The organism is Bradyrhizobium sp. WYCCWR 12699 (assembly GCF_032144035.1).
Classification (GTDB): Bacteria; Pseudomonadota; Alphaproteobacteria; order Rhizobiales; family Xanthobacteraceae; genus Bradyrhizobium.
The window spans coordinates 150,844-172,439 of record NZ_JAVTJN010000004.1; the positions used below are offsets into that span (position 1 = coordinate 150,844).

The following is a 21,596-nucleotide window of genomic DNA, read 5'->3' on the forward strand; positions in this document are numbered from 1 at the left end:
CGATGAAATCCGCGGTCGGCGTAAGTCGCTAACGGAAGGCCAGAAATGAACAGAAGAAAGTTTACTAAGACCACAATGCTGGCGGGCGCAACGTTAGCAGCACCCGCGATCATGGGTCGCGCTTCGGCAGCGGGCGAAACTCTCTACATTGCAGATGCTGGTGGCTCCGTATCTCAGATTTATAAGGAGCTCTTTTACACTCCTTTCACGGAGGCTACCGGCATCACGGTCGTTCCCGTGGTGCGAGCCGCGCAGCCGCTGCCCCAGATGCAGTCGATGGTCGACACGAAGAATTATATCTTCGATGCTTGCATTGGCGCAGGCATGGACGAAGCAGTTCGATATTTGGCTTTGGATTTGGTTGAAAAGATCACCCTTCCAAAACACCTGTATGACGACCTTCCGGTGGAGCTGAGGAACCTCGCCGGTTTTGTGCCCGACTCGATATCAGCCTATTCAACGGTTTATCGGACCTCCGCGACCGGGAAAGATCTGACTTGCGTTGCGGACATGTGGGACAAAGCGATCCCTGGCGTGCGGTCCCTCCGCAACAGCGGCCGGGACAACATCGAGTGGGCATTGCGCGCCGACGGCGTCAAGCCCGGCCAGGCCATCATAAACGAACTGAAAACAGATGCCGGTTGGATTCGGGCATTCAAGAAGCTCGATCAAATCAAACCGCGGATCGCTATGTGGTGGACGACGGCGCCGCAGAGCGCGCAGCTGTTACACAGCGGCGAAATCGACATTACCGCGACCTATGTCAACCGGGCAGCGGAGCTTATCGTGCAAGGAGAGGATCTTAAGATCCTATGGAATCAAGGCTATTACACCGCATATGGCTGGTCGATTCCGAAAGGGAATCCGAAGGTGGCGATGGTTCAGAAGCTCATCGAATTCACTCTTGATCCGAAGCGACAAGCCGCGCGTGCAGCGCGCGTCCTGAACGGAACGGCTTCGATCAGCGCCTACCAATATATCGACCCCAAGATCTTGTATTTGATCCCGACGCAGCCTGACAACTTTAAGCAGCTCGTGCCCCTCGATGTCAGCTTCTGGGGTGAAAACTTGTCCAAGTCGAATGAAATGTTCAACGCTTGGCTCATCAAATAAGAGGCTGCGACAGCCGAGCCCGCGCGCAGACGGGTCGAAAGCCTGGCGTCGTTCTCACGGACTAGGAAGCGGTGACTAATTTGAATACACGAAGCAGATCGAAGCGGGTTGGCAAGATTCAGGTCGATGTCTCCGAGAGCATGGCTCAAAAAGCAAAGTTGAGAGTGGCCTCAGGCAAGCGCGTTATCAGCCTTGCACAGGGCGAACCTGACTTCGATACGCCAGAGCACGTTCAGGAAGCGGCAATTGCGGCGATCCGAGCTGGAGAAACCCGCTATACCATCAATACGGGTACCATTCAGCTGCGCGAGGCCATCTCGCGCAAGCTGAGACGCGACAACGACTTGGAATACGGAGTCAATCAGATCGTGGTCGCTCCGGGCGCGAAACCAAGTATATATAATGCCTTCGCCGCAACCTTAAACGACGGCGACGAGGTCATTATACCTGCACCCTATTGGGTGCCGATGCCAGACATGGTGCGGCTCGCCGGCGGACAGCCGGTGATAGTCGCGTGCGGCGTCGAAAGTGACTTCAAGATGCAGCCTGGACAACTACAGGCGGCCATCACACCTCGGACGCGTTGGCTTCTTTTGAATTCGCCAAACAATCCGTCGGGATCAATTTACTCAAAGGCGGAATTGCTTTCCTTCGCCGAAATATTGCGTCGCCATCCTAACGTCCTTGCTTTGTCAGATGACATCTATGAGCACATTCGGTTTGATGGGCGGCCGTTTTACACCTTGGCGCAGATTGCGCCCGATTTGCGGGAGCGCATCCTGACGGTCAACGGCGTTTCCAAAGCATACGCCATGACGGGTTGGCGTATCGGCTATTGCGCCGGGCCGGATTGGCTGATCAGGGACATTACTCGAGTCTTGTCGCAAGCGACGGGTGGCGCATGTTCAATCGCGCAGGCTGCTGCTCTGGCCGCACTCGAAGGGCCACAAGATTTCTTAGCCCAGCGCGTAGCTGTGTTCCACCGGCGGCGAGATTTTGTCTTACCGATCATCAAGGCAATTCCAGGTCTTTCCGCCGAGCGCCCTGAGGGAGGGTTCTATATCTTTGTGAGCTGTACCGATCTGATTGGGAAAACGACGCCGGCAGGCGGCCGAATCTCGTCTGATAGCGTTCTGTGCGATTACTTACTGGCCGAGGCCGACATCGCAGTTGTACAAGGCGCGGCCTATGGCCTTTCTCCTTACTTCCGTATCTCCATCGCGTCGTCGGACGACGACTTGCGTACCGCCGTGGCAGCGATCCGCTCCGCGGTTCTAGCCTTACGCTGAACCAAATTCGAAGTATCATAATATGAACGAGATCACTTCCAGTGCCGCCGAGGCGACGCGATCACGTCCACCCGTGACCGCCTTCCTTGCTGATTGGGTTACGAAACTGCGCTTTTCCGACATCCCGACAGAGGCGGTGGAGACGACCAAGCGCGCTTTCGCAGACACGTTGTCTGTGACGCTTGCGGGCGCAGGCGAGGCGGCCGCAAGCAGGGCGCGTCAAGCTTTGGTCGATGAACCCGGCAAATCGCTGGTTATCGGCACTTCCTTGCGCACGACGGCGAGAACGGCGGCTTTTCTCAATGGTGTGGCAGCTCATGTGCACGATTTCGATGACGGCAACGCGACTATGCTTGGCCATCCATCCACTGGCATGGTTCCGGCGCTTCTTGCGCTGGCCGACGAGCGCAACGTTTCGGGCGAACAACTGATCACCGCGTATGTGGCTGGGATGGAAGTCGGCGCCAAGATTGCGCGGGCGATGACCTACCAACATAATGCCAACGGTTGGCATACGACGTCGACTTTCGGAACCTTCGCAGCGACGGCTGCATCGGCAAAGCTGTTGGGTTTGGACGCGCAGCAGACCAGAGATGCGTTGGGGATCGCCGCCTCGATGGCTTGTGGCATCCGTCAGAACTTTGGAACGTCGACCAAGCCCGTCCACGCCGGCCGTGCTGCCGAGAACGGCGTAATGGCCGCAAAGCTGGCTCTGGCTGGCATCGACGCAAGCCCGACTGCCATCGAGGGTCATGAAGGTTTCATGCACCTATTCGGTGACTTGAGTGTGATCTGTTTTGAAGACGCAATGCGCGACATGGGAGCCCCCTTTGAAGTGATGCGCATCAACGTCAAGCTATATCCGGTTTGCGCGATGGTGCTCCCGGCTCTCGACGTGCTTGTCGAAGGCCTCCGAAATAAAGAGCTTGATCTGGCAGATATAACCTCGGTGCGTTGCGGCACCAGCTATCAAACGCTTAACATCATGCGTTATGATCGGCCTGAAAGTCACTTACAGGCAAAATTTAGCTACAGCTATTGCGTGGCTGTGGCACTGCGAAAAGGCGACGTCACGCTAGCCGATTTCACTCCCGATGCGCTCAAGGATCCCGCGACGCGCAAGATAATGGAGTCGGTTGAACCTTATGTTCATCCAGACCAGAGCACGCCAGAGCTTTTCGAGCCGCTCTACAGAGCCGGAAAAGCCTTTACCGAAGTTGATGTCATGCGGCGAGACGGGAGTCTCTTTAAACGGCGCAAATCCAATTATATCGGCTCGAGCAGCGACCCCGTCAGTTGGGAACATCTGGAGCGGAAATATCGGGCGTGTACTGATGGAATGTTCGATTCCGCCAGGTCGGATCTTATTTTGACACGTTTCCAACATTTGGACAGGCTGAACCGGGTCGGTACACCAATTCTATTGGGCCTTGAAGAGCTGCAGTGACGGACAAAGTACGGGCATGTGCGCAAAGCTAGTGGTTCTTGATGCACCGAGGGTCAGTCACTGCGGTGCTTCGGCTCTGCTGCTCGATGCCGAAGGGCCACTTTCGTTGCAAACGCAGCAACGCATTTGGGCGTTGGATAGAACGGTCCGGAATTGGCAAGAGGTGACTGACGCGCAGGTGGGATTGAACAGCCTCTTAATCGTTGTCGACCCTTTGACAACGGACACCGAGCCTTTGGCGATGAGATTTTTGGCGGAATGGAATGGAACGACCGCTTGGTCCGGTAATGGCCGCACACTCGAAATCGGGATCGTTTACGGGGGAGCTGCAGGTCGGCACCTGCGCGAAGTTGCCGATCGTCTCGGAGTATCGCCGAGCAGGGTGGCTGAATTGCATTCGGCAGGCAATTACACTGTCTTTGCGCCTGGAACGGGTCCAGGCTTCGGCTTTCTCTTCGGACTGGATAGACGGCTGCACCTGCCACGCCGGCCTGAACCTCAAATGGTACCCAATGGTCCAAATTTGAGCATGGCGGGAGCGCAGACGTCTCTTGGACCGCCGTTGAAGCCGGGGGAGGAGCCTTCGCTCGTTCCAAGCGGCTGGTACGCACTCGGACATGCACCGGCATCGCCCATACCGTTCGACTTCAGCAAAACGCCGCCCAACGTTCTTGACCTGGGAGACTGCATTCGTTTCCGAATCGAACGGGTTGAGACATGATCGAAGTGCTTCAAACGCTTCCCTTGAATTCTGTGCAGGATTTGGGGCGGATAGGGCAACGTCACCATGGAATTGCCCGAACGGGAGCGGCCGACCGGGTCGCTCTATCGGTGGGCAACATCTTGCTTGGAAATTCCACTGAGGCCGCCGGAATTGAGGTCCAGATGGGTCCCATGCGGTTGCTGTTCAATCAGCAAATCATGGTTGCACTGTGTGGGGCCGATTGTCAGGCCGTTCTCAACCAACGTCAAGTCGCACCATGGTCGCGTTTCGCGGTTGCGCCGGGCGACGAGCTGGCGATTGGACCGGCACGTATGGGGCTTAGAGCCTATCTTTGTGTGCCCGGAGGCATCGACGTTCCCGAGGTGCTGGGATCCCGCAGCACCTATTTCAGGCAACGCGTTGGTGGCCTGGAAGGGCGCATGCTTCGCGTAGGCGACAAGCTAGGCGCTCTGAAAAAGAGTGCGCAGCCGCAACCCGAACTCTCCGTCTTGCCGCCCGACAACGTTCTCGAACGCGGACTTCACGCATTAGCGGAGCAGGACGATATTGTTCTCCGCGTCGTTCGTGCCGGAGAATATGATGATTTCACATCTAGGTCGCAGCAAACGTTCTGGCGTGATCCCTGGAGGGTCTCCGCTCAGAGCAATAGAATGGGCTATCGATTGGATGGCGCCGAACTGATGCGTACCGACCCCGGAGAAATGCGATCATGTCCGATCACGCCCGGGGTGATCCAGGTGCCCCCAGGCGGGCGCCCTATCGTGCAATTGGTCGACGGCAACTCTGCGGGTGGCTATCCGAAAATTGGTTACGTCATAGAAGCCGATCTCTGGCGCGTCGCCCAAGCGCGGCCAGGCAGCGTGTTCCGTTTCGTGGAATGTTCGGTAACCGAAGCGCGTAAGGCTCTATCTGAGATCGTGAAATATTTGGACAGGCTGGGTTGCCTGATAGCGACGGCCGACAACGGCGGCGTACCAGCGCGCATTTCGCGAGAAACCGAGGCAGGGATGGCGAACGATGAAAATCGATATCAATTCTGACATCGGAGAAGGGTTCGGGCGTTGGCGGCTTTGCGATGACGCCGCTCTGATGGCGCTGATTTCGTCCGCGAATGTGGCCTGCGGTTTTCACGCGGGTGATGCGGTCATCATGACCGACATGGCGGCGCAGGCGAGAGCGCGGGGAGTGGCGCTAGGAGCGCATGTCGGCCTGCCCGATCTACTAGGCTTCGGTCGTGTTCCGATGAAGATTGATCCCCACGATATGCGGAAACACGCACTTTACCAGTTGGGCGCTCTCTCGGCGATCGCCAAGGCTGAAGGTTATAAGGTGACACATGCCGGTACGCATGGCGTCTTTGGCATGATGTCGCGCGAAACACCGGAATATCTTCAGCTCATCTTCGATGCTTTCAAAGCCTATGATCCCGACATCATCGTGCCGGGAGAACCCGGCAGCCCTTGGCAAGCTTACGCGCGGAAGATCGGGTTGCGGACTGTTGGACGAATTTATGCCGACCGGGCCTACGAGGAAGACGGCTCGCTCGTTTCGCGAAAGAAGCAGGGAGCAGTCATCAACGATCTCGATCAAATCGCCGCGAGAGCAAGCCAGTTCTTGAATGACGGCACGGTGACAGCTATCACGGGAAAACGAATCAAGTTGGATGCGAAAAGCATTCTGGTTCATTCAGATACGCCTGGCTCGGTCGAGATTGCCAAGACTTTGCGCGACACGATTGAGAGAGGCGGTGGACAAGTGACGCCACTGACAGAGCTTGTCGAATAGAACAGCGTTCATCGCGGAGCGTCACTTGACCGTAGCGGACGACGAAATTCAGATCCCGCTAGAGATCCTCGAACCCAAATTAGCTTCGGCCTTGCGCAGAGCGGGACTGTCGGAACCCATCGCACGAATCATTGCCGAAACGGTTGCCGGCGCCGAAATCGACGGCAGTAGAAGCCACGGGATCCATCGCTTGCCCGGCTATGTCTCAAGCATATCCAGCGGCTGGATTAATACTGCAGCTAAACCGGCTTGCGAGCAGACGCGGCCCGGCTGTTTGGCGGTTGAGGCTGACAACGGGTTTGCTCAACAAGCAACGCGCGCCTTCTCGAACCGTCTTGCTGGTATGGCTCGGAGCCAAGGTGTCGCGACGATGTTTGTCCGCAATTCGCATCATTTTGGTGCTTTGTGGCAGGACGTGGAACCCCTGGCGCGCGCCGGTCTGATCTCAATTGCGATGGTGAACAGTCGCAGCCATATGGCTGTTTGGCAGGGTAAGCGAAAGACGCTCGGCACCAATCCGATCGCATTTGCCTGTCCAAGGACAAACGCGCCGCCTTTGGTGTGGGACCAAGCTTCGAGCATCATGTCGCACGGCGACATCCTGCTGCACGCTGCCGCTGGTAGACCCGTTCCTTCAGGGGTCGGAATTAACAGGGACGGAGACGTAACTACTGATCCGGCGGCGATACTGGACGGGGGGGCGCTCCTGCCGTTCGGCGGAGCAAAAGGAGCGTCGCTTGCCTTTATGGCCGAGGTTCTGGTGGCGGCACTCTCCGGCGGCACCTTCGGATTTGAAGATTGTTCTTCCAACTTTCCTGGGGCGAAGACCTCGAATGCCGGGCAATTCATTTTGGCCCTTGATCCCGGTGCTGGCGGGAATGCTTCGTTCCAGGGACAGTTGGAGAGGCTAATAGCGGAATTGAAACACGCAGGATCAACTCGCATGCCGGCCGATAACCGCTATCGGCGTCGCCAAGCGGTGCATGAAAGCGGAATGCTGTCGGTCGATGCGCGCAATTGGGCGCGCGTTCTCAGTTTGGCGGAGGACTAGCGATCTTGATATCGCGAAGGCGACAAGTGTTGCCAAAAGCATCACCGAGACAATTGTGCCGGTTCCCCTGTTTCTGTCTCCATTAAAGCAAAAGGCGTTTCGATCGCTCTGGATCGCGACGATGATGTCGAATCTCGGGACGCTTGTGCAGTCGGTGGGCGCCAGCTGGGTCATGGCCACTATGATGGGTTCGCAGGCCATGGTGGCGCTGGTTCAGACAATGAATTCCCTTCCCGTGATGATCTTCTCGATGATAGCGGGTGCGCTGGCGGATAATTATAGTCGTCGTCGCATATTGATCATGGCACAAGGTGGCATGGTGTTAGTATCCGCGGTTCTCGCGACTTCTATCTGCTTCAATGTTCTGGATCCTTGGCTTCTTCTCGCCCTTACATTTCTAATCGGTTGTGGCAACGCGCTGTACAATCCCGCGTGGCAAGCCTCGATAGGCGATGTCATCTCAAAGGAAGATGTTGCCGGCGCGGTCGGTTTGAATGGGCTCAGCTTCAACATGATGCGCAGCGTTGGCCCTGCCTCGGGCGGATTGGTCGTCGTAGTGGCAGGGTCCGCCGCGGCGTTCGCTGCGAATGTTCTTCTCACACTGCCGCTGATAGGCGCGCTCTTGCATTGGAAGCCGCACTATCCAAAGCCGGAGCTCCCCCCGAGCATGTGGGAGCAGCGATTGGTGCCGGCCTTCGTTACATCAGGGTGTCTCCCCATCTTTTGAGAGTTCTCCTACGAACGGCGATCTTCAACTTGGCCGGTGTCGTCGTTTTGGCTCTGCTTCCGTTGGTTGCACGAGACACGTTGAAGGGAACGGCACTAACCTACGGCATGATGTTGGGCACTTTTGGCTTCGGTGCGATCGGCGGCGGCTTGGCAAACGCTGCCATTGTCCGCAAGTTCAATAACGAGGTTGTCATTCGCGCAACTTTCGCGAATTTTGCGCTCGCGCTCATCTTGTTGGGCGCTTCAACTTCGATGCCCCTTAGCTGCATCGCACTACTTGTCGCCGGTGCCTGTTGGGTCATTTCATTGTCCTTATTCAACGTCACCGTGCAACTGTCACGCCACGGTGGGTGGTTGGAAGAGCGCTCTCCTTCTATCAGACCGCGACTTTCGGCGGGATGGCCCTTGTATCCTGGCTTTGGGGCGAAGTTGCAGGTTCACACGGTCTTTCGATCGCCTTCGTGGCGGCAGGGACCGTAATGATGATCGGAGCGGTCTTGGGCTTTCAATATCCGCTTCACGCGTTGTCCGGCGATGATCTCGATCCCATCGGACCATTCCAAGCGCCCGAGCCTATGGTCGAGATCAAGCCGGATTCGGGGCCGGTCTTGGTCTTAATAGAGTATGAAATTGCCCACGAGGATACTCTTCGCTTTCTTGAGCTGATGCGAGAACGGCGTCGTATCCGTTTGCGTGACTGGGCCCGTCGTTGGGCCTTGTTACGAGACATTGAACGGCCACTCGTCTGGGTTGAAAGCTACTACTCGCCAACGTGGATCGAATATCTGCGTCATCATGGCCGCCGTGTACGGGCAGACGCTGACAACTTGGCGTCGCTTCGCAGTCTACATCGGGGGCCTAAGGATCTGCGTCGTGTGCATCGCCTGATTGATAGCCGGATTGTTCCCACGCGAAGCGATTTTCCGCCAAAACCCGAAGCAATGCTTTGATCTTGAGTACGATCCAAGCGCCCTCTCACCTTTCGACGCAGAAGTTGGTTGATTGTATCCAATAGCTAAGTTAAGTATGCACCAAGTCTCTCGCCCTGACTTTTTGCTGGTTCGTCATGTCCCAACTGCCCGCTTCAACCAAAGTGATCGTGATAGGGGGCGGAATTATCGGCAGTTCAACTGCTTACTACCTGGCCAAGCGAGGGGTTCCAACCTTGCTTTGCGAGAAGGGACTTATCGGAGCAGAGCAATCCGGACGCAACCAGGGTTGGGTTCGCGCTCAAAAGCGCGACGCTCAAGAAATGCCGTTGATCCGGGAAAGTTTGCGAATCTGGAACGATCTGGAGCGGCAGCTAGGCCAAAGTGTCGGCTTTAAACAGACGGGTATTTTGACGGTATTCAAGCGCGACGAGGAAGCAGAAGCTTGTGAAAGCTGGCTCGCCAACACCTGTCCCGACGATATCGTTGCTCGCATCGTTTCAGGGGCTGAATTGCGAGCCTTGCTGCCTGGCGCGTCAAGACCGTGGGCTTGCGGCCTGTATTCTCCCAATGACGGCAGGGCGGAGCCATCATTGGCAGCTGCTGCGTACGCAAGCGCGGCGAGGGCGCTCGGCGCGCAGATTGTCGTGTCATGCGCTGTGAGAGGAATTGAAACCCGGGCGGGACGCATTTGTGGCGTTGTGACGGAGCTCGGGCCAGTATCTTGCGAAGCAGTTGTTTTGGCGGGCGGAGTTTGGTCTTCGCTCTTTTGTAACAATATGGGTTTGCGGTTGCCGCAACTCAAGACAATGTCGAGCCTTGTCCGAGCGTACCCGTTGGAAGGGGCTCCAAAAACGTCGATCAAGGGCCCCGATTTTTCGATCCGCACTCGGCACGATGGAGGGTTCACCATAGGTTACGGCGCGTGGAATCGAACGGAAATCGTGCCCGACAGTTTCCGCTATCTCGTCGACTATTTGCCGATGATTTTGACTGGTGGAAACAATGTACGGCTGCGTCTGGGGCGGCGCACGCTTGCGGAGCTGTTTCAGAAATCGCGCTGGCGCATGGATGAACAAACGCCTTTTGAACAGACACGTGTCCTGGATCCCGTGCCATCACTATACGATCTTCGTCAGGCGCAGCGTAATATCAGTCGCGAGTTTCCCGTATTCGCCAATATGAGAGTTGCCGCAACCTGGGCCGGCCTGATCGATGTCATGCCCGATACAAAGCCGGTCATTGGGGCAGTGGACACCATTCCGGGATTTTTTATCAGTAGCGGGTACTCCGGTCACGGCTTTGGGATTGGTCCTGCGGCCGGGCATCTGACGGCTGATCTGGTTACTTCCGAAAAACCTATCGTCGATCCTTCTCCTTTTACTTTCAACCGGCTGTCGAGCGTCAAACGCCAGCCGGCTTTCGCACAGTAGAACGGATATGTATCGCGCAAGCACGTATCAGATGCGAAGCGGTTGGAACGCGATGCTACCGCCTCGCATTTGCCGGCCCGCCCTCAACGGAAAGCTGAGCGTCGATCATGCCGTTGTAGGCGCAGGTTTCACTGGGCTCGCTGTTGCAAGAAGGCTCAAAGAGCTGGAACCCGAAACTGATATTCTCATCATTGACGGCGGAACAGTTGGCGAGAATGCTTCAGGTCGGAATTCCGGCTTTTCTGGCAGCGATCTGCCAACGGTGAGTATGGCATCGGCCAGCAGAGCTGACGCCTCAGCCGATGCTCTAAGCAAACAGAACGTCATAGCCGTATTTGATGCCGAGGGTTTGGCTTGGCTGAAAGACCTCGTGGCCCGGTACGGGATCGATTGCGGGCTTCGACAGGTCGGTTCGTTCAAGGCCGCTGTAAGCGAGCGAGCCGCTGCGGCTCTGTTGAGAATGAGCGAGAGCGCATCGACACAGGGCCGCACGCTTCCGGTTTACAAACAAGATGCTTTGGAAGAGCTAACCGGCACATGCTTTTATCGGTTGGCCATTCGATCCGAGTCTACACATCTATTTCAGCCGGCTGCGCTCGTGCGCGGTCTGGCAGATCATCTACCTTCTGACATTGTCTTTCATGAAGGAACCACTGTCAGCAACATCGAAAAAGTAGGTGAGCGTTGGCACTTGACTTGTCCGCAGGCGCGGATATCCGCGCGGAACGTCATCCTGGCCAACAATGCCTTTGTTAAGCTGCTGGGATACGGCAAAGATCGGTTGGTTTCCTTATTTACTTATGTGGGCGTGACGGAAAGGCTGGGCAACAGGGCACGTCTGCTCGGTAGTCTTCCGGAATGGGGCATGACGTCGGCCCAACGGGCCGGTGGTAGCACCCTTCGTAGACTTTCCGACGGACGCTGTATGATCCGCAGCCTCTATTCCTATGAGGCCGAGCTCAAGGAGAGCGTAATCCGACGAAGATTGCTCGATCGGTTTCGCCGTCGTTATCCGCATCTTGCGGATATCGACTTCGAATACGTATGGGGCGGAGTTACCGACGTCACGCGTGGAGGCGCTCCATTTTGGGGAGAGCTGGAGCAGGGGCTTTTTATAAGTGCCGGCTATAACGGCTCTGGTGTCGCGAAAGGTACCGCATTGGGGCGCCGTCTTGCCGAACTAGTCGCCGGCAAAGTCGCACAAGAAACGGTGACTGGACCGCTCGGCCGTCCCGGATGGCTGCCGCCCGAGCCATTCAGATTCGTCGGCGTGCGTGGCACGGCAATGTACGAGGAATTCCGTGCCGGTGCAGATGCAACCTGATCTCAAAGTTGGACCAGCAGGATAGGGAAATGGTGGTGATGAAGGAGTCCACTCGACTGCTGTTCTTCGGCGGGGGAAATATGGGTTCGGCTCTTATCCGAGGAGTACGCCAAGCACTACCTAATTTAAAATTGATCTTGGTTGATCCGGATGTCGGCCGAGTGGAAGACGCTGTGCGTGGTCTTCAAGGCGTATCAATCTTGCCGGACGCTCCGAGTTCATCATCAGGCTACGATCTGCTCGTATTGGCGGTGAAGCCGCAGAATGTTGCAACTTTCTCTGATGGACATCGACGCTTGCTGGCCGAGAGTCCGGTTCTTTCGGTTATGGCCGGCATGCCGCTTGGGCGATTAATGGAGGTATGCGGCAGTGCGAGAGTGGCGCGCGTTATGCCCAACCTTCCTGCGTTTGTTGGTCAAGGGACGAGCCTCGGCGTAACCGGGCAGACGTTTCCAATCTCGGCAAAAACGGCCGTAGAGCAAGTCTTCGCGCCAGTCGGCAAATTTGAATGGGTGGTGGACGCGGCATTGATTGACAAGGCTATGCCGTTCTACGCCTGCGCGCCTCGCTATATTTTCGCTTTTGCTGAGCAGCGGCGCAAGCGGCTGGCGAGGCTGGATTTTGATACAGAATTCGCTCAGTTGCTCGTTGCGCAGACGATGTTGGGTTCGGCGGCGATGTTAGCAGCTGATCCGCGCTCGCCTTCCGAGCTCAAGCGAGCCGTCATAAGTCCGGGAGGGACCACTGAGGCTGGCGTGATCGAAATGGAGCGTGAGGGGGCCCTTCCCAAGATAGTACGCGCTGCAACCAGCGCTGCGTATCGACGGAGTGTCGAACTAAGAAAAAGTTAGATTTGGGATCGCAAGACGATTGGGAGGTTCGAAAGTGTACGGCGAATTCTCGCCGAACTGGATGCGTAAGCGGCCGGATCGCGCTGCCGCGCACCGAAGGCGCGATTTGAAAAATGGCGGACCTATGCCAATCGAGCTCGAACCGAATTGGCCGGACAAAAACGTCTGGTCGGCATAATCGATAGATAAGCAAAAGGAAGCAAAATGAACGCGAAAAGAGCGTCAGACTCTCAAAAGCAGCGACCGGAAGTCGGCCGCATCCTTGCTGACTTCTGCGCGGAGCTGAAGTTCGAATCAATGTCCGCTGCCGCCGTCGAGGCCGCAAAGAGGGGCATTGCCGACACGTTGTCTGTTGCCCTAGCGGCGAAAGCTGAGGAAGTTGCGGGAGTCATGGGCGGGTTCTTCGCCGAAGAACCAGGAAAGGCACGTGTCTGGAATACTGCGCTGCGAACGACAGCTCGAAATGCTGCTCTGGCCAATGGCGCTATGGCTCATGCGCATGACTTCGACGACGGTAATTATGCGATGGTGGGGCATCCATCCGCCCCAGTATTGCCCGCTATCCTTGCGCTCGCAGACGAACTGGCAGCTTCGGGTGCAGATATCATTGCGGCCTATGCGGCCGGTGTCGAGATGGAAGGCCGTCTCGGCATCGCCGTAACCTATGAACACAATGGTCGTGGCTGGCACACAACTTCCTCGCTCGGGACATTCGGAGCTGCCGCTGCCGCCGGAAACCTGTTGGGGCTTGATGGCAAGCTCATGCTAGAAGCCTTCGGAATTGCAGCCTCGCTTGCATCTGGATTACGTCAAAACTTCGGATACATGACCAAACCGCTACATGCAGGATTCGCAGCGCAGAACGGCGTCCTTGCCGCCAAACTTGCTAAGGCCGGAATGCGATCAAGCCCTAATGCGATCGAGGGGCACGAGGGGTTTTTCGATCTCTTTACAGATCCAGAAAAGCTGAACGCGGACGAAGCAATCCGCGATCTTGGCCTATCCCTCGAACTCATCCGCAATAACCCCAAGCTTTATCCGACATGCTCGCTTGTACATCCGGCCCTGGATCTTGTAACGGAGGGTATTGCGAGTGGCGAAATCGTGGCGGACGACCTCGAGGTCATCAATGTGGGCGTCAGCTACCATGCTTTGAATTTAATGCGATACAACGATCCGAAAGATGCACTGCAGGCGAGGTTCAGCATCCCGTATTGCATAGCGGCGGCATTGGCGCATGGCGACGTAACGCTTGGGAGTTTTTCCGACCAGTCCGTTGCCGGAAATGAGATCCGCGGCCGCATGGGCAAAGTCAATGCCTATGTTCATCCCGACCTGTCAACCAAGGAGCAGTTCGAAAAGGTCTATACCAAAGGAGCCGCCTTTACCGAAATCGAAGCGGTTCACAAGTCGGGGAAGATCCATCTCAAGCGGCAAAGCGTGGCGGTCGGCAACCATCAATATCCGGCTCCGCCTGAAAGGCTCCGACGAAAATTCGAAACGTGTGCAGCGCTTTCTGTTGGAAAGCCGAAAGCCAGGGATCTTTGGAATATGCTGATGAAACTCGAAACTGTGCAGTGGTCGGAAGTCGATAGCCTTCTGGATGAGTAGTCAATACAATCTGTCAGAATCAACATCTGCTGGTGGTGGGTATTTAGGGAGAACAACGGAGGTCGGAAGGCCCAGAAACGCTTGATGTTCGGGTGAGCGAATTGCTTTCGTCCTCCTTTTGTATATAATTTCGGCAAAGAGGATACATTTGAGGCGAAGTTTGTGACAGAACTGGACAATCAACAAAGGCCTTCGGCGACTGAGACGGTGAGAAAGCTTCTCCGGGCTGACATTCTTGCTGGGACATTCGCCCCCGGCGAGCAGCTTCGCCAAGAGGAATTGGCGGACAAATTCGGAACGAGCCGCATTCCGGTAAGGGAGGCCTTGCGACACCTCGAGGCGGAGGGTCTGGTCACGCTCCTAAACAATCGGGGCGCCAAGGTAGTCTCATTCACTTCGGCCGAGGTGATCGAATTGATGGAAATTCGCATTGCGCTGGAGTGCCGCGCGTTGCGTCTAGCCATTCCTAATATGATTCAGAGTGATTTTGATGAGGCCAAACGTATTCTCGTGGAATACGACAAGAAAAGCGACCCCGCTCAATGGGCGGAGATGAACTGGAAGTTTCACGAAACCCTCTATATCCCCTGTAATCTACCTAGATTGCTGTCTCTTATCGAAGGCAACTACGGGCAGGTGAGCTTGTTCGTCCGGGCACAAGTCTCTATGGCGTCAGGCAAGAAAACGCCGCAAGAAGAGCATGTGGATATCTTAAAAGCTTGCCGCGCCGGGAACGTTGAAAAGGCCGTCGATCTTCTCGAAGCACATATCTCTAACACCAAGAAGGCGCTCATGGTGCAGCGCCGTAGGAGTCGGTGAGCGCTCCTATTGCTGGCGCGGAAAGCGTACTTTCCTTCACGCCACCGGCGTTTCCTGAATCTTCATACTGCGGCGGTTAGATCAACCCAGTACTTTATCGAGAAATACCCGGGTCCGTTCTTCGCGTGGCGTACCCAAGATCGAACTTGGTGCACCGTGCTTGACGATGACGCCGCCATCGGTGCAGTAGCCATGATCCGCCACTTCGCGAGCGAAGCCCATCTCGTAGGTGTCGAGAATGCAGGTCATGCCTTCTGCGGCGAGATCGCGAATGGTGACCAGATCCTCCTTCTTTGTTTCCGGATCGAGCGCGGCAGGACCTCGTCGAACAGCATTACCTTCGGATTCATGGTAAGTGTAGCTCTGCGGCCCTTTTGAATGGCGCTTGACGCCTATTTTGTTCGCGTAGCGCGCCGCCGCGGTTTCCATATGTCGGACAACGCGTTGACGGCGGCTTCGAGCGCCTTCCGGTCGACGACGTTGGGATCGAACCGCCCCGGGCCCCAGAGGCGCATATGTTCGTGGTCCGGATGGGCGGGGTCTCTGATGGCTTCGAGGTATTCGGCATAACCCGGCGCACCGCCTACGTCTTCCGGAGGACAACGACCGGCGGCCTCGAGCAAGAAGGGAAGTCCCTCCGTCGTGGTGTTCTCGAACCATTTTTCGAGCTTGATCACATGGTCCCAGCTGTCGCCGAAGTCATAGAGATAGTGGATCGTCTTGGCGCCGGTCTCGCGAACGATGTCGCAGAGGCGCGCTTTGCTCGCATCCATGGGCTGGTGGCCGTAATCGTTGTGGGGATCAGGAATTCCCCAATGAACATCGCCAGCGAAGAACTCGAAGAGGTGACCGTTCGTCCAGCCGAATGCCTCCTGAAGCGTCAGATGCAACCGATCAAGGCGCAAGGTGACGGGTACGACGAGGCGACGCATCACCGCCGGCTTCACATCCTTGAGGGTCACCTTGATCCGGACCGCGGTCGTGTTCAGGTTCATGCCGCCAGCCTCGGATCAAGTGTATGCATCGTATAGGTCGACGCCCAGGGAAGCAGTTCGTCCAACCGCGCCGCAGGCCAACCATTGACGAGCTTGGCGAGAACGTCAGCGAGCCAGTGCTCGGCACTGACGCCATTGAGCTTACAGGTCTCAATGAGCGAAGCCAGCAATGCCCAATTCTCGGCACCTTCGTCGCAACCGGCAAAAAGGGAGTTCTTGGCGTTGAGCTTGATCGGCCGCATCGCACGCTCGACAGCATTCGTGTCCAATTCGATGCGCCCGTCATCAAGGTAGAGCGCCAGGCCGTTCCAATGACGCAGCGCGTAACGCAAAGCCTTCGCCGTGTCGCTCTTCGGTGCAAGGTGATCAAGCTTGGCCTCAAACTGTCATTCGGCCTGCAATATTGACCCCCTAAGCCGGGGGATCGGCGTCCAAAATTGACCCCCTACAGATTGGTCTGTTGCGCTGCCTGCTTTGGAACGAAGCAGGTGGTGGGGGATGCTGATCGTGGAGACGATTGCCCGGATCCGGCGCGAGCACTTCATCAAGGGCAAGACGATCAAGGAGATCGCCCGTGACCTGAAGGTGTCGCGGAACACGGTCCGGAAGGTGCTGAGGTCGGGAGAGACCTCCTTCGAGTACGAGCGGCAGGTGCAGCCGCGGCCAAAGCTGGGCCGATGGGCAGTAGAGCTTGACGGATTGCTGGCGGCGAACGCGGCCAAACCGGCTCGTGAACAGCTGACGTTGATCCGGATCTTCGAAGAGCTGCGCCGCCGCGGCTACGACGGCGGTTACGATGCGGTGCGGCGTTACGCCAGGCGCTGGAGCAAGGAACGCGGGCAATCGACCGCAGCCGCTTATGTCCCGCTGAGTTTTGCCCCAGGCGAAGCTTACCAGTTCGACTGGAGCCACGAGGTGGTCTTGCTGAGCGGCACCACGGTGATGGTGAAGGCCGCCCATGTTCGGCTCTGTCACAGCCGCATGCTGTTCGTGCGGGCCTATCCGCGGGAGACGCAGGAGATGGTGTTCGACGCCCACGACCGTTCGTTCGCGCTGTTCAAAGGCACCTGCACCCGCGGCATCTATGACAACATGAAGACCGCCGTAGAGACGATCTTCGTCGGTAAAGGGCGTCTCTATAATCGCCGCTTCCTGCAGATGTGCAGCCACTATCTGGTCGATCCGGTCGCCTGCACGCCAGCGTCGGGCTGGGAGAAGGGGCAGGTCGAGAACCAGGTCGGGCTGGTCAGGGAACGCTTCTTCACGCCGCGGCTGCGGTTCAAAAACCTCGACGAGTTAAACGCCTGGCTGCTCGACAAATGCATCGCCTACGCCAAGGCTCATCGCCATCCGGAGCTGGTCGATCAGACGATCTGGGAAGTGTTCGAAGCCGAACGCCCCAAACTCGTTCCCTATGCTGGCCGCTTCGACGGCTTCCATGCGGTGACGGCATCGGTCTCGAAGACCTGCCTGGTGCGCTTCGACAACAACAAGTACTCGGTCGCAGCCAGCGCAGTCGGACGGCCGGTCGAGGTTCAAGCCTATGCCGATCGCATCGTGATCCGTCAGGATGGACGCATCGTTGCCGAGCACCCGCGATCCTTTGGCCGCGGCGATACCGTCTACGACCCCTGGCATTACGTGCCGGTGCTCGCCCGCAAACCCGGCGCCTTGCGCAACGGTGCTCCCTTCAAAGACTGGGTGCTGCCGGCCGCGATCGAGCGGATCCGGCGCAAACTTGCCAGCACGGACGATGGCAATCGGCAAATGATCGACATCCTCAACGCGGTGCTGACTGACGGTCTGCCCGCGGTGGAAGCGGCCTGTGCCGAAGCGCTCAGTCACAGCGTCCATTCCGCCGATGTCGTGCTCAATATCTTGGCCCGTCAACGTGAACCCGCCCCACCGGCCAACATCATGACGCCGGCCGCACTGACGCTCCGTCATGCGCCGATCGCCGATTGTGCCCGCTACGACAACCTCCGGAGGACCATCTGATGGAACGAACCCAAATCTTCGACCTCATGGGCGAACTCAAGCTCTACGGCATGAAGGCTGCCTTCGACGAGATCATGGCAACTGCCGTCAAGCGCCAGCACGAACCTCAGCGCATTGTCGGCGACCTGCTCAACGCCGAGATCAACGAGAAGCAAGCCAGGTCGATCAAATACCAGCTCACCATTGCCAAGCTGCCGTTGGCCAAGGACATCGCCGACTTCCAGTTCGACGGCACGCCGATCAATCAGACTCTCGTCAATGATCTCGCTGGCGGCGGCTTCATCGCCCAACAACGCAACGTCTTGCTGGTTGGCGGCACCGGCACAGGCAAGACCCACCTGGCCATTGCCATCGCCAGAAGCTGCATCCGATCCGGTGCCCGTGGCCGCTTCTTCAACGTCGTCGACCTCGTCAATCGCCTCGAGACCGAGACCCGCAACGGACGGCAAGGACGGCTCGCCGAGCATCTGACCCGGATGGACTTCATCGTGCTGGATGAACTCGGCTATTTGCCCTTCGCCCAGTCCGGTGGCCAGCTTCTCTTCCACCTCGTCAGCCGGCTCCATGAGCGCGCCTCCGTCATCGTGACCACCAATCTCGCCTTCGGCGAATGGCCGAGCGTGTTCGGCGACGCCAAAATGACCACCGCGCTGCTCGACCGATTGACCCATCACTGCGACATTGTCGAAACCGGCAACGATAGCTGGCGGTTCAAGAGCCGAGACGACGATCACGCCACCGCGCTCGTCTCGCCTCCGCTATCCCGGCCAGCTCCGACGAGACGAGCGCTACCAGCAAAGCCCGCCGCACGAAGGGGTCAAAATTGGACGCCGATGAGGGGTCAAATTTGCAGGCCGATTGACAGGCAAATCGCCGCTCTTCATGAAACCGCGGTATGATCTGCCGTGGCTGGCGCAATTCGCAGCAGAGATGGCGGCGCGCTGTTGGCCGGTCTTCGAGACGAAGGCTTGGGGATGCTCGGCTACCGAGGTCGACTGGCGGAAGCATGGCTTCGAGGGGTCGCGTCTCGGCTACCTGTTGAACGGTGCCGGCCTCTTCCACCATGCGCATCGCGCGGTCGACGATTGCCACGCTTTATTGGAAATCCTCTCGATCGACCTGCCGACAACAGGAGAGCCTGCTCTCGCGCTCCTGCTCGGGACCGCCCGCAAGCCGACGCTGCGGGTGTGGGCGGAGCAATCCCCGTTCGATCTCAAGGATTTACTCAAGAGGCGCGGCTATCGCGGGAGCGACGGCAGCGACGGTCGGTCCAAATCCTGGGTACATCGACGTCTGCGAGACAGCGTCCGAGGACGAGATCGCTTTCCTGAAGGCGATCCAGTCGCGCAGACCATTGATGCTGTGGAATCCGTCGGAAGCATAACATCGGATCGAGGGGAATGTGCTCTGCATCATCTGGGCCAGCGCGTGTCCCGGACCGAGGTCGAGCGCGCGGTCGACCCCTTGCTCCGCAAGAGCCTCCAGTGTCGTCTGCCCAGGCGATCAGGCGTGCGGCTTTGTAAGCGAGCTTGGTCGTTCCGGCGCCGAGAAGATGCTTTCTGTGCCATCGTCGGCGAGGAGGATTCGCTGAGACGAGACCGGCGCCTTTGTGCTCATCGAACAAGCGCAGTGAACAGCCCGACCAGCAGGCCTACGACCGTAACGAATAGACGGAACCCGGACTCAAGCAGCGAATCGAGTGTCGCCTGCTTCTGTTCGTAACTCTTCGTCAGTTGGGCGATCGGAAACGCGCTTTGGTAGGCATCGTTGAATCGACCGTAGATCACTTCACCGGCTACCCACACAGTGCCGAAGCGGCTGATCAAGTTCATGAACTTCCGCTTTTGCAGCAAATTCTGCCAAAGCGGTTCTGCTAAGCTGAAAGCGACCACCGAGATCGACAGCCAGAAGAGGATGGAAGCGCAAACTTCCAAAAGCCTCGCTGGCCATCTCAAAAGTGTTAGCGGCCACGATGCCCGCACAGATGCGTAAATGATGACTACTGCAACAAAGAGAGCCACCAGCGAAATTAAGGCTACAGCGAGCGGGTTACGCCAAGTCCTAGGATGCAACTCGGTCCGAACGTTCTCGAGATCGCTCCCTAGTCGTAAATTCACGTGCTGCAGCGAAAACAACTGCATGACCGGGACCTCGGCGAGGAGCATCAACTGGAAGAGGTCGTCGAGAATCGAGTCTTGCACCGTCTGCCCGGCCTTCGGCCTTGAGAACGGCATCTCCGCATGGATTTCGACCGTGCTCGCACGCGAGACCAGGATCACCCCATAGTCGTATTGTAGTAGATTGGCCTCGAACGCCTGTTCGACCTCGGAGGCCGCAATGGTTTGGTCCAAGAGGCGGTAGCGGTTGTTGATCGAAACGATCTCCTGCCCTGTTTTCCCCTCTTTGAGGTCGGCCGCATTTCTCGTGTCCGCGACGGAGGAAACGTACAAGAAAGGATAGGAGAAAGACGGGTCTTGTTCATCACCCTCTTGACTTGGTTCCTTGAAGTCGCGCGAAAGATCCGGATACTTCTCTTGAAATCTGGCCCAGTAGGCTCGGGCACGTTCCAAGACTTGCCTATAGGTCTCGTTCCATCGTCGCAGCTCGGGATGAACCGCAGGACGCTCGGGGGGCTCGGTGAATAAGGCCGGAGATTCTTCCCGGAACATCTGCAGGTAAAATTTTGCAAGGTCCGAGACCTGCTCAAAGGGGGTCGACCTGTGAGCCACCTTCAGACAGCCGAAAGCCGCAGCGGGGTCGGTCAGCTTGAAGAGGTCAACCGCTTGCAAAGCATCGCACGCATGGATTGACCCGATTTTCAGCCAGAAGGCGATCGTGCCGACGCCCGTCCCAGGGAAGAGTGAAACGATCGCCCTGAAGCGAGGATTCTCAATCGGAAATTTCCGCGGCTTTTTAGCCTCCTCTCTATCAGGCTTCTCTTCAAGCTCTTGTTTATAGAGGTCGAATTTTTCGATCGGCACCTCGATGCTGAACTGAGTGACCTCGCGCCAAGCCGGTTGCGCCTTGTAGATGTTGTCTCTAGCTTTGCCGAATGCCTTGACCCAGCTTGGTGTCGCCGCTTCGGGCGTCTGCTGGGGGGACGTCGCTGCCTTGGCCGTCTTTTTTTCAGACTTTACTCGCGTGAAGTGCTTCGTGCTCCCGCATCCCCCAAACTCATGAATATTGGGTTGGTACAAGAACGGCATAATCGCCGCCGCGTAGACTTCGCGGTACGGCGGGGGTGAGTCCTGTTCGGGCTCACCTGTCTGCGTCAAGCCTGCGCAGCCTTCCGTGACGCCACACGCCTGATATCGGCGGTCGCCAGGAAACCGGCGATCTCGCGCACGGGCAACTGCGCGACAGCCGACCGCTCGGCTGATGACAGCTGTGTGAATTCCGGCATTGCTCTGATTTCACGGGCGCAATCGTCGGGCGCCGTCAGCAGCAACTCCTTCGCTCTGGCGAGCACGCGCTCAAGTGGGCCGGTAGTCATGGCAA

Annotated in this window: 16 protein-coding genes and 5 pseudogenes; 16 read left to right on the plus strand and 5 right to left on the minus strand. The window is 57.4% G+C overall.

Translation table 11 applies throughout. From position 1 onward, the window contains the following. The first annotated feature begins 45 nt into the window (after positions 1 to 45). From RPS27_RS04170 to RPS27_RS04225, 13 genes and pseudogenes are all read left to right on the plus strand, one after another. Complete coding sequence (locus RPS27_RS04170) at positions 46 to 1,113, plus strand: extracellular solute-binding protein (protein WP_128929621.1); 1,068 nt, start codon at positions 46 to 48, stop codon at positions 1,111 to 1,113. Between the two features lie 71 nt (positions 1,114 to 1,184). After that, a complete protein-coding gene (locus tag RPS27_RS04175; protein WP_128929620.1) occupies positions 1,185 to 2,402 on the plus strand; it encodes a pyridoxal phosphate-dependent aminotransferase in 1,218 nt (405 codons plus the stop codon). A 22-nt stretch (positions 2,403 to 2,424) separates the two neighbouring features. Then, complete coding sequence (locus tag RPS27_RS04180; RefSeq protein WP_128929619.1) at positions 2,425 to 3,849, plus strand: MmgE/PrpD family protein; 1,425 nt, start codon at positions 2,425 to 2,427, stop codon at positions 3,847 to 3,849. Between the two features lie 16 nt (positions 3,850 to 3,865). After that, positions 3,866 to 4,570: a carboxyltransferase domain-containing protein gene (locus RPS27_RS39615; protein ID WP_128929618.1), complete on the plus strand. Its 705-nt coding sequence runs from the start codon at positions 3,866 to 3,868 to the stop codon at positions 4,568 to 4,570. Further along, positions 4,567 to 5,613, plus strand: coding sequence for a biotin-dependent carboxyltransferase family protein (locus RPS27_RS04185; protein WP_128929617.1), 1,047 nt, complete (start codon positions 4,567 to 4,569; stop codon positions 5,611 to 5,613). Before RPS27_RS39615 ends, RPS27_RS04185 begins: the two co-directional genes overlap by 4 nt. Beyond that, positions 5,591 to 6,358: a LamB/YcsF family protein gene (locus RPS27_RS04190; protein ID WP_128929616.1), complete on the plus strand. Its 768-nt coding sequence runs from the start codon at positions 5,591 to 5,593 to the stop codon at positions 6,356 to 6,358. Before RPS27_RS04185 ends, RPS27_RS04190 begins: the two co-directional genes overlap by 23 nt. 25 nt (positions 6,359 to 6,383) lie before the next feature. Continuing rightward, positions 6,384 to 7,409, plus strand: coding sequence for an Ldh family oxidoreductase (locus RPS27_RS04195; protein ID WP_164933844.1), 1,026 nt, complete (start codon positions 6,384 to 6,386; stop codon positions 7,407 to 7,409). Positions 7,410 to 7,533: 124 nt separating this feature from the next. Then, positions 7,534 to 9,088: pseudogene (locus tag RPS27_RS04200) on the plus strand (MFS transporter). Between the two features lie 116 nt (positions 9,089 to 9,204). Then, positions 9,205 to 10,500: an NAD(P)/FAD-dependent oxidoreductase gene (locus tag RPS27_RS04205; RefSeq protein WP_128929614.1), complete on the plus strand. Its 1,296-nt coding sequence runs from the start codon at positions 9,205 to 9,207 to the stop codon at positions 10,498 to 10,500. Between the two features lie 7 nt (positions 10,501 to 10,507). Next, the gene (locus tag RPS27_RS04210) at positions 10,508 to 11,824 is read left to right on the plus strand and encodes an NAD(P)/FAD-dependent oxidoreductase (protein WP_128929613.1); all 1,317 of its coding nucleotides are present in this window, start codon (positions 10,508 to 10,510) and stop codon (positions 11,822 to 11,824) included. 29 nt (positions 11,825 to 11,853) lie between these two features. Beyond that, positions 11,854 to 12,675: a pyrroline-5-carboxylate reductase gene (locus tag RPS27_RS04215; RefSeq protein WP_164933845.1), complete on the plus strand. Its 822-nt coding sequence runs from the start codon at positions 11,854 to 11,856 to the stop codon at positions 12,673 to 12,675. A gap of 204 nt (positions 12,676 to 12,879) precedes the next feature. After that, positions 12,880 to 14,286 (plus strand): MmgE/PrpD family protein, encoded by a 1,407-nt coding sequence (locus RPS27_RS04220; RefSeq protein WP_128929611.1) that lies wholly within the window; start codon positions 12,880 to 12,882, stop codon positions 14,284 to 14,286. Positions 14,287 to 14,448: 162 nt separating this feature from the next. Next, the gene (locus RPS27_RS04225; RefSeq protein WP_128929610.1) at positions 14,449 to 15,105 is read left to right on the plus strand and encodes a GntR family transcriptional regulator; all 657 of its coding nucleotides are present in this window, start codon (positions 14,449 to 14,451) and stop codon (positions 15,103 to 15,105) included. Positions 15,106 to 15,186: 81 nt separating this feature from the next. On the opposite strand, the gene RPS27_RS04230 is transcribed toward RPS27_RS04225, so the two are convergent. From RPS27_RS04230 to RPS27_RS04240, 3 genes and pseudogenes are all read right to left on the minus strand, one after another. Then, entirely contained in the window at positions 15,187 to 15,534 is a 348-nt protein-coding gene (locus RPS27_RS04230) for a hypothetical protein (protein ID WP_371746379.1), read from the minus strand. Continuing rightward, positions 15,498 to 16,100, minus strand: a complete 603-nt coding sequence (locus RPS27_RS04235; RefSeq protein ID WP_128929609.1) for a plasmid pRiA4b ORF-3 family protein — start codon at positions 16,098 to 16,100, stop codon at positions 15,498 to 15,500. The genes RPS27_RS04230 and RPS27_RS04235 overlap by 37 nt, the downstream gene beginning before the upstream one ends. Next, positions 16,097 to 16,483, minus strand: a pseudogene (locus RPS27_RS04240) (transposase); the annotation flags it as partial. The pseudogene RPS27_RS04240 and the gene RPS27_RS04235, both read right to left, overlap by 4 nt. A 115-nt stretch (positions 16,484 to 16,598) precedes the next feature. Here RPS27_RS04240 and istA point away from each other — a divergent pair. The 3 pseudogenes from istA to RPS27_RS04255 form a co-directional block, all read left to right on the plus strand. After that, positions 16,599 to 18,089, plus strand: a pseudogene (istA, locus tag RPS27_RS04245) (IS21 family transposase); the annotation flags it as partial. 8 nt (positions 18,090 to 18,097) lie between these two features. Continuing rightward, a pseudogene (gene istB, locus RPS27_RS04250) lies at positions 18,098 to 18,820 on the plus strand (IS21-like element helper ATPase IstB); the annotation flags it as partial. A 211-nt stretch (positions 18,821 to 19,031) separates the two neighbouring features. Further along, a pseudogene (locus tag RPS27_RS04255) lies at positions 19,032 to 19,482 on the plus strand (hypothetical protein); the annotation flags it as partial. A gap of 229 nt (positions 19,483 to 19,711) precedes the next feature. Here RPS27_RS04255 and RPS27_RS04260 read toward each other — a convergent pair. Together RPS27_RS04260 and RPS27_RS04265 are read right to left on the minus strand one after the other, a co-directional pair. Then, positions 19,712 to 21,373 (minus strand): hypothetical protein, encoded by a 1,662-nt coding sequence (locus tag RPS27_RS04260; protein ID WP_128929607.1) that lies wholly within the window; start codon positions 21,371 to 21,373, stop codon positions 19,712 to 19,714. After that, positions 21,370 to 21,591: a hypothetical protein gene (locus tag RPS27_RS04265; protein WP_128929606.1), complete on the minus strand. Its 222-nt coding sequence runs from the start codon at positions 21,589 to 21,591 to the stop codon at positions 21,370 to 21,372. The genes RPS27_RS04260 and RPS27_RS04265 overlap by 4 nt, the downstream gene beginning before the upstream one ends. Positions 21,592 to 21,596: the final 5 nt, after the last annotated feature.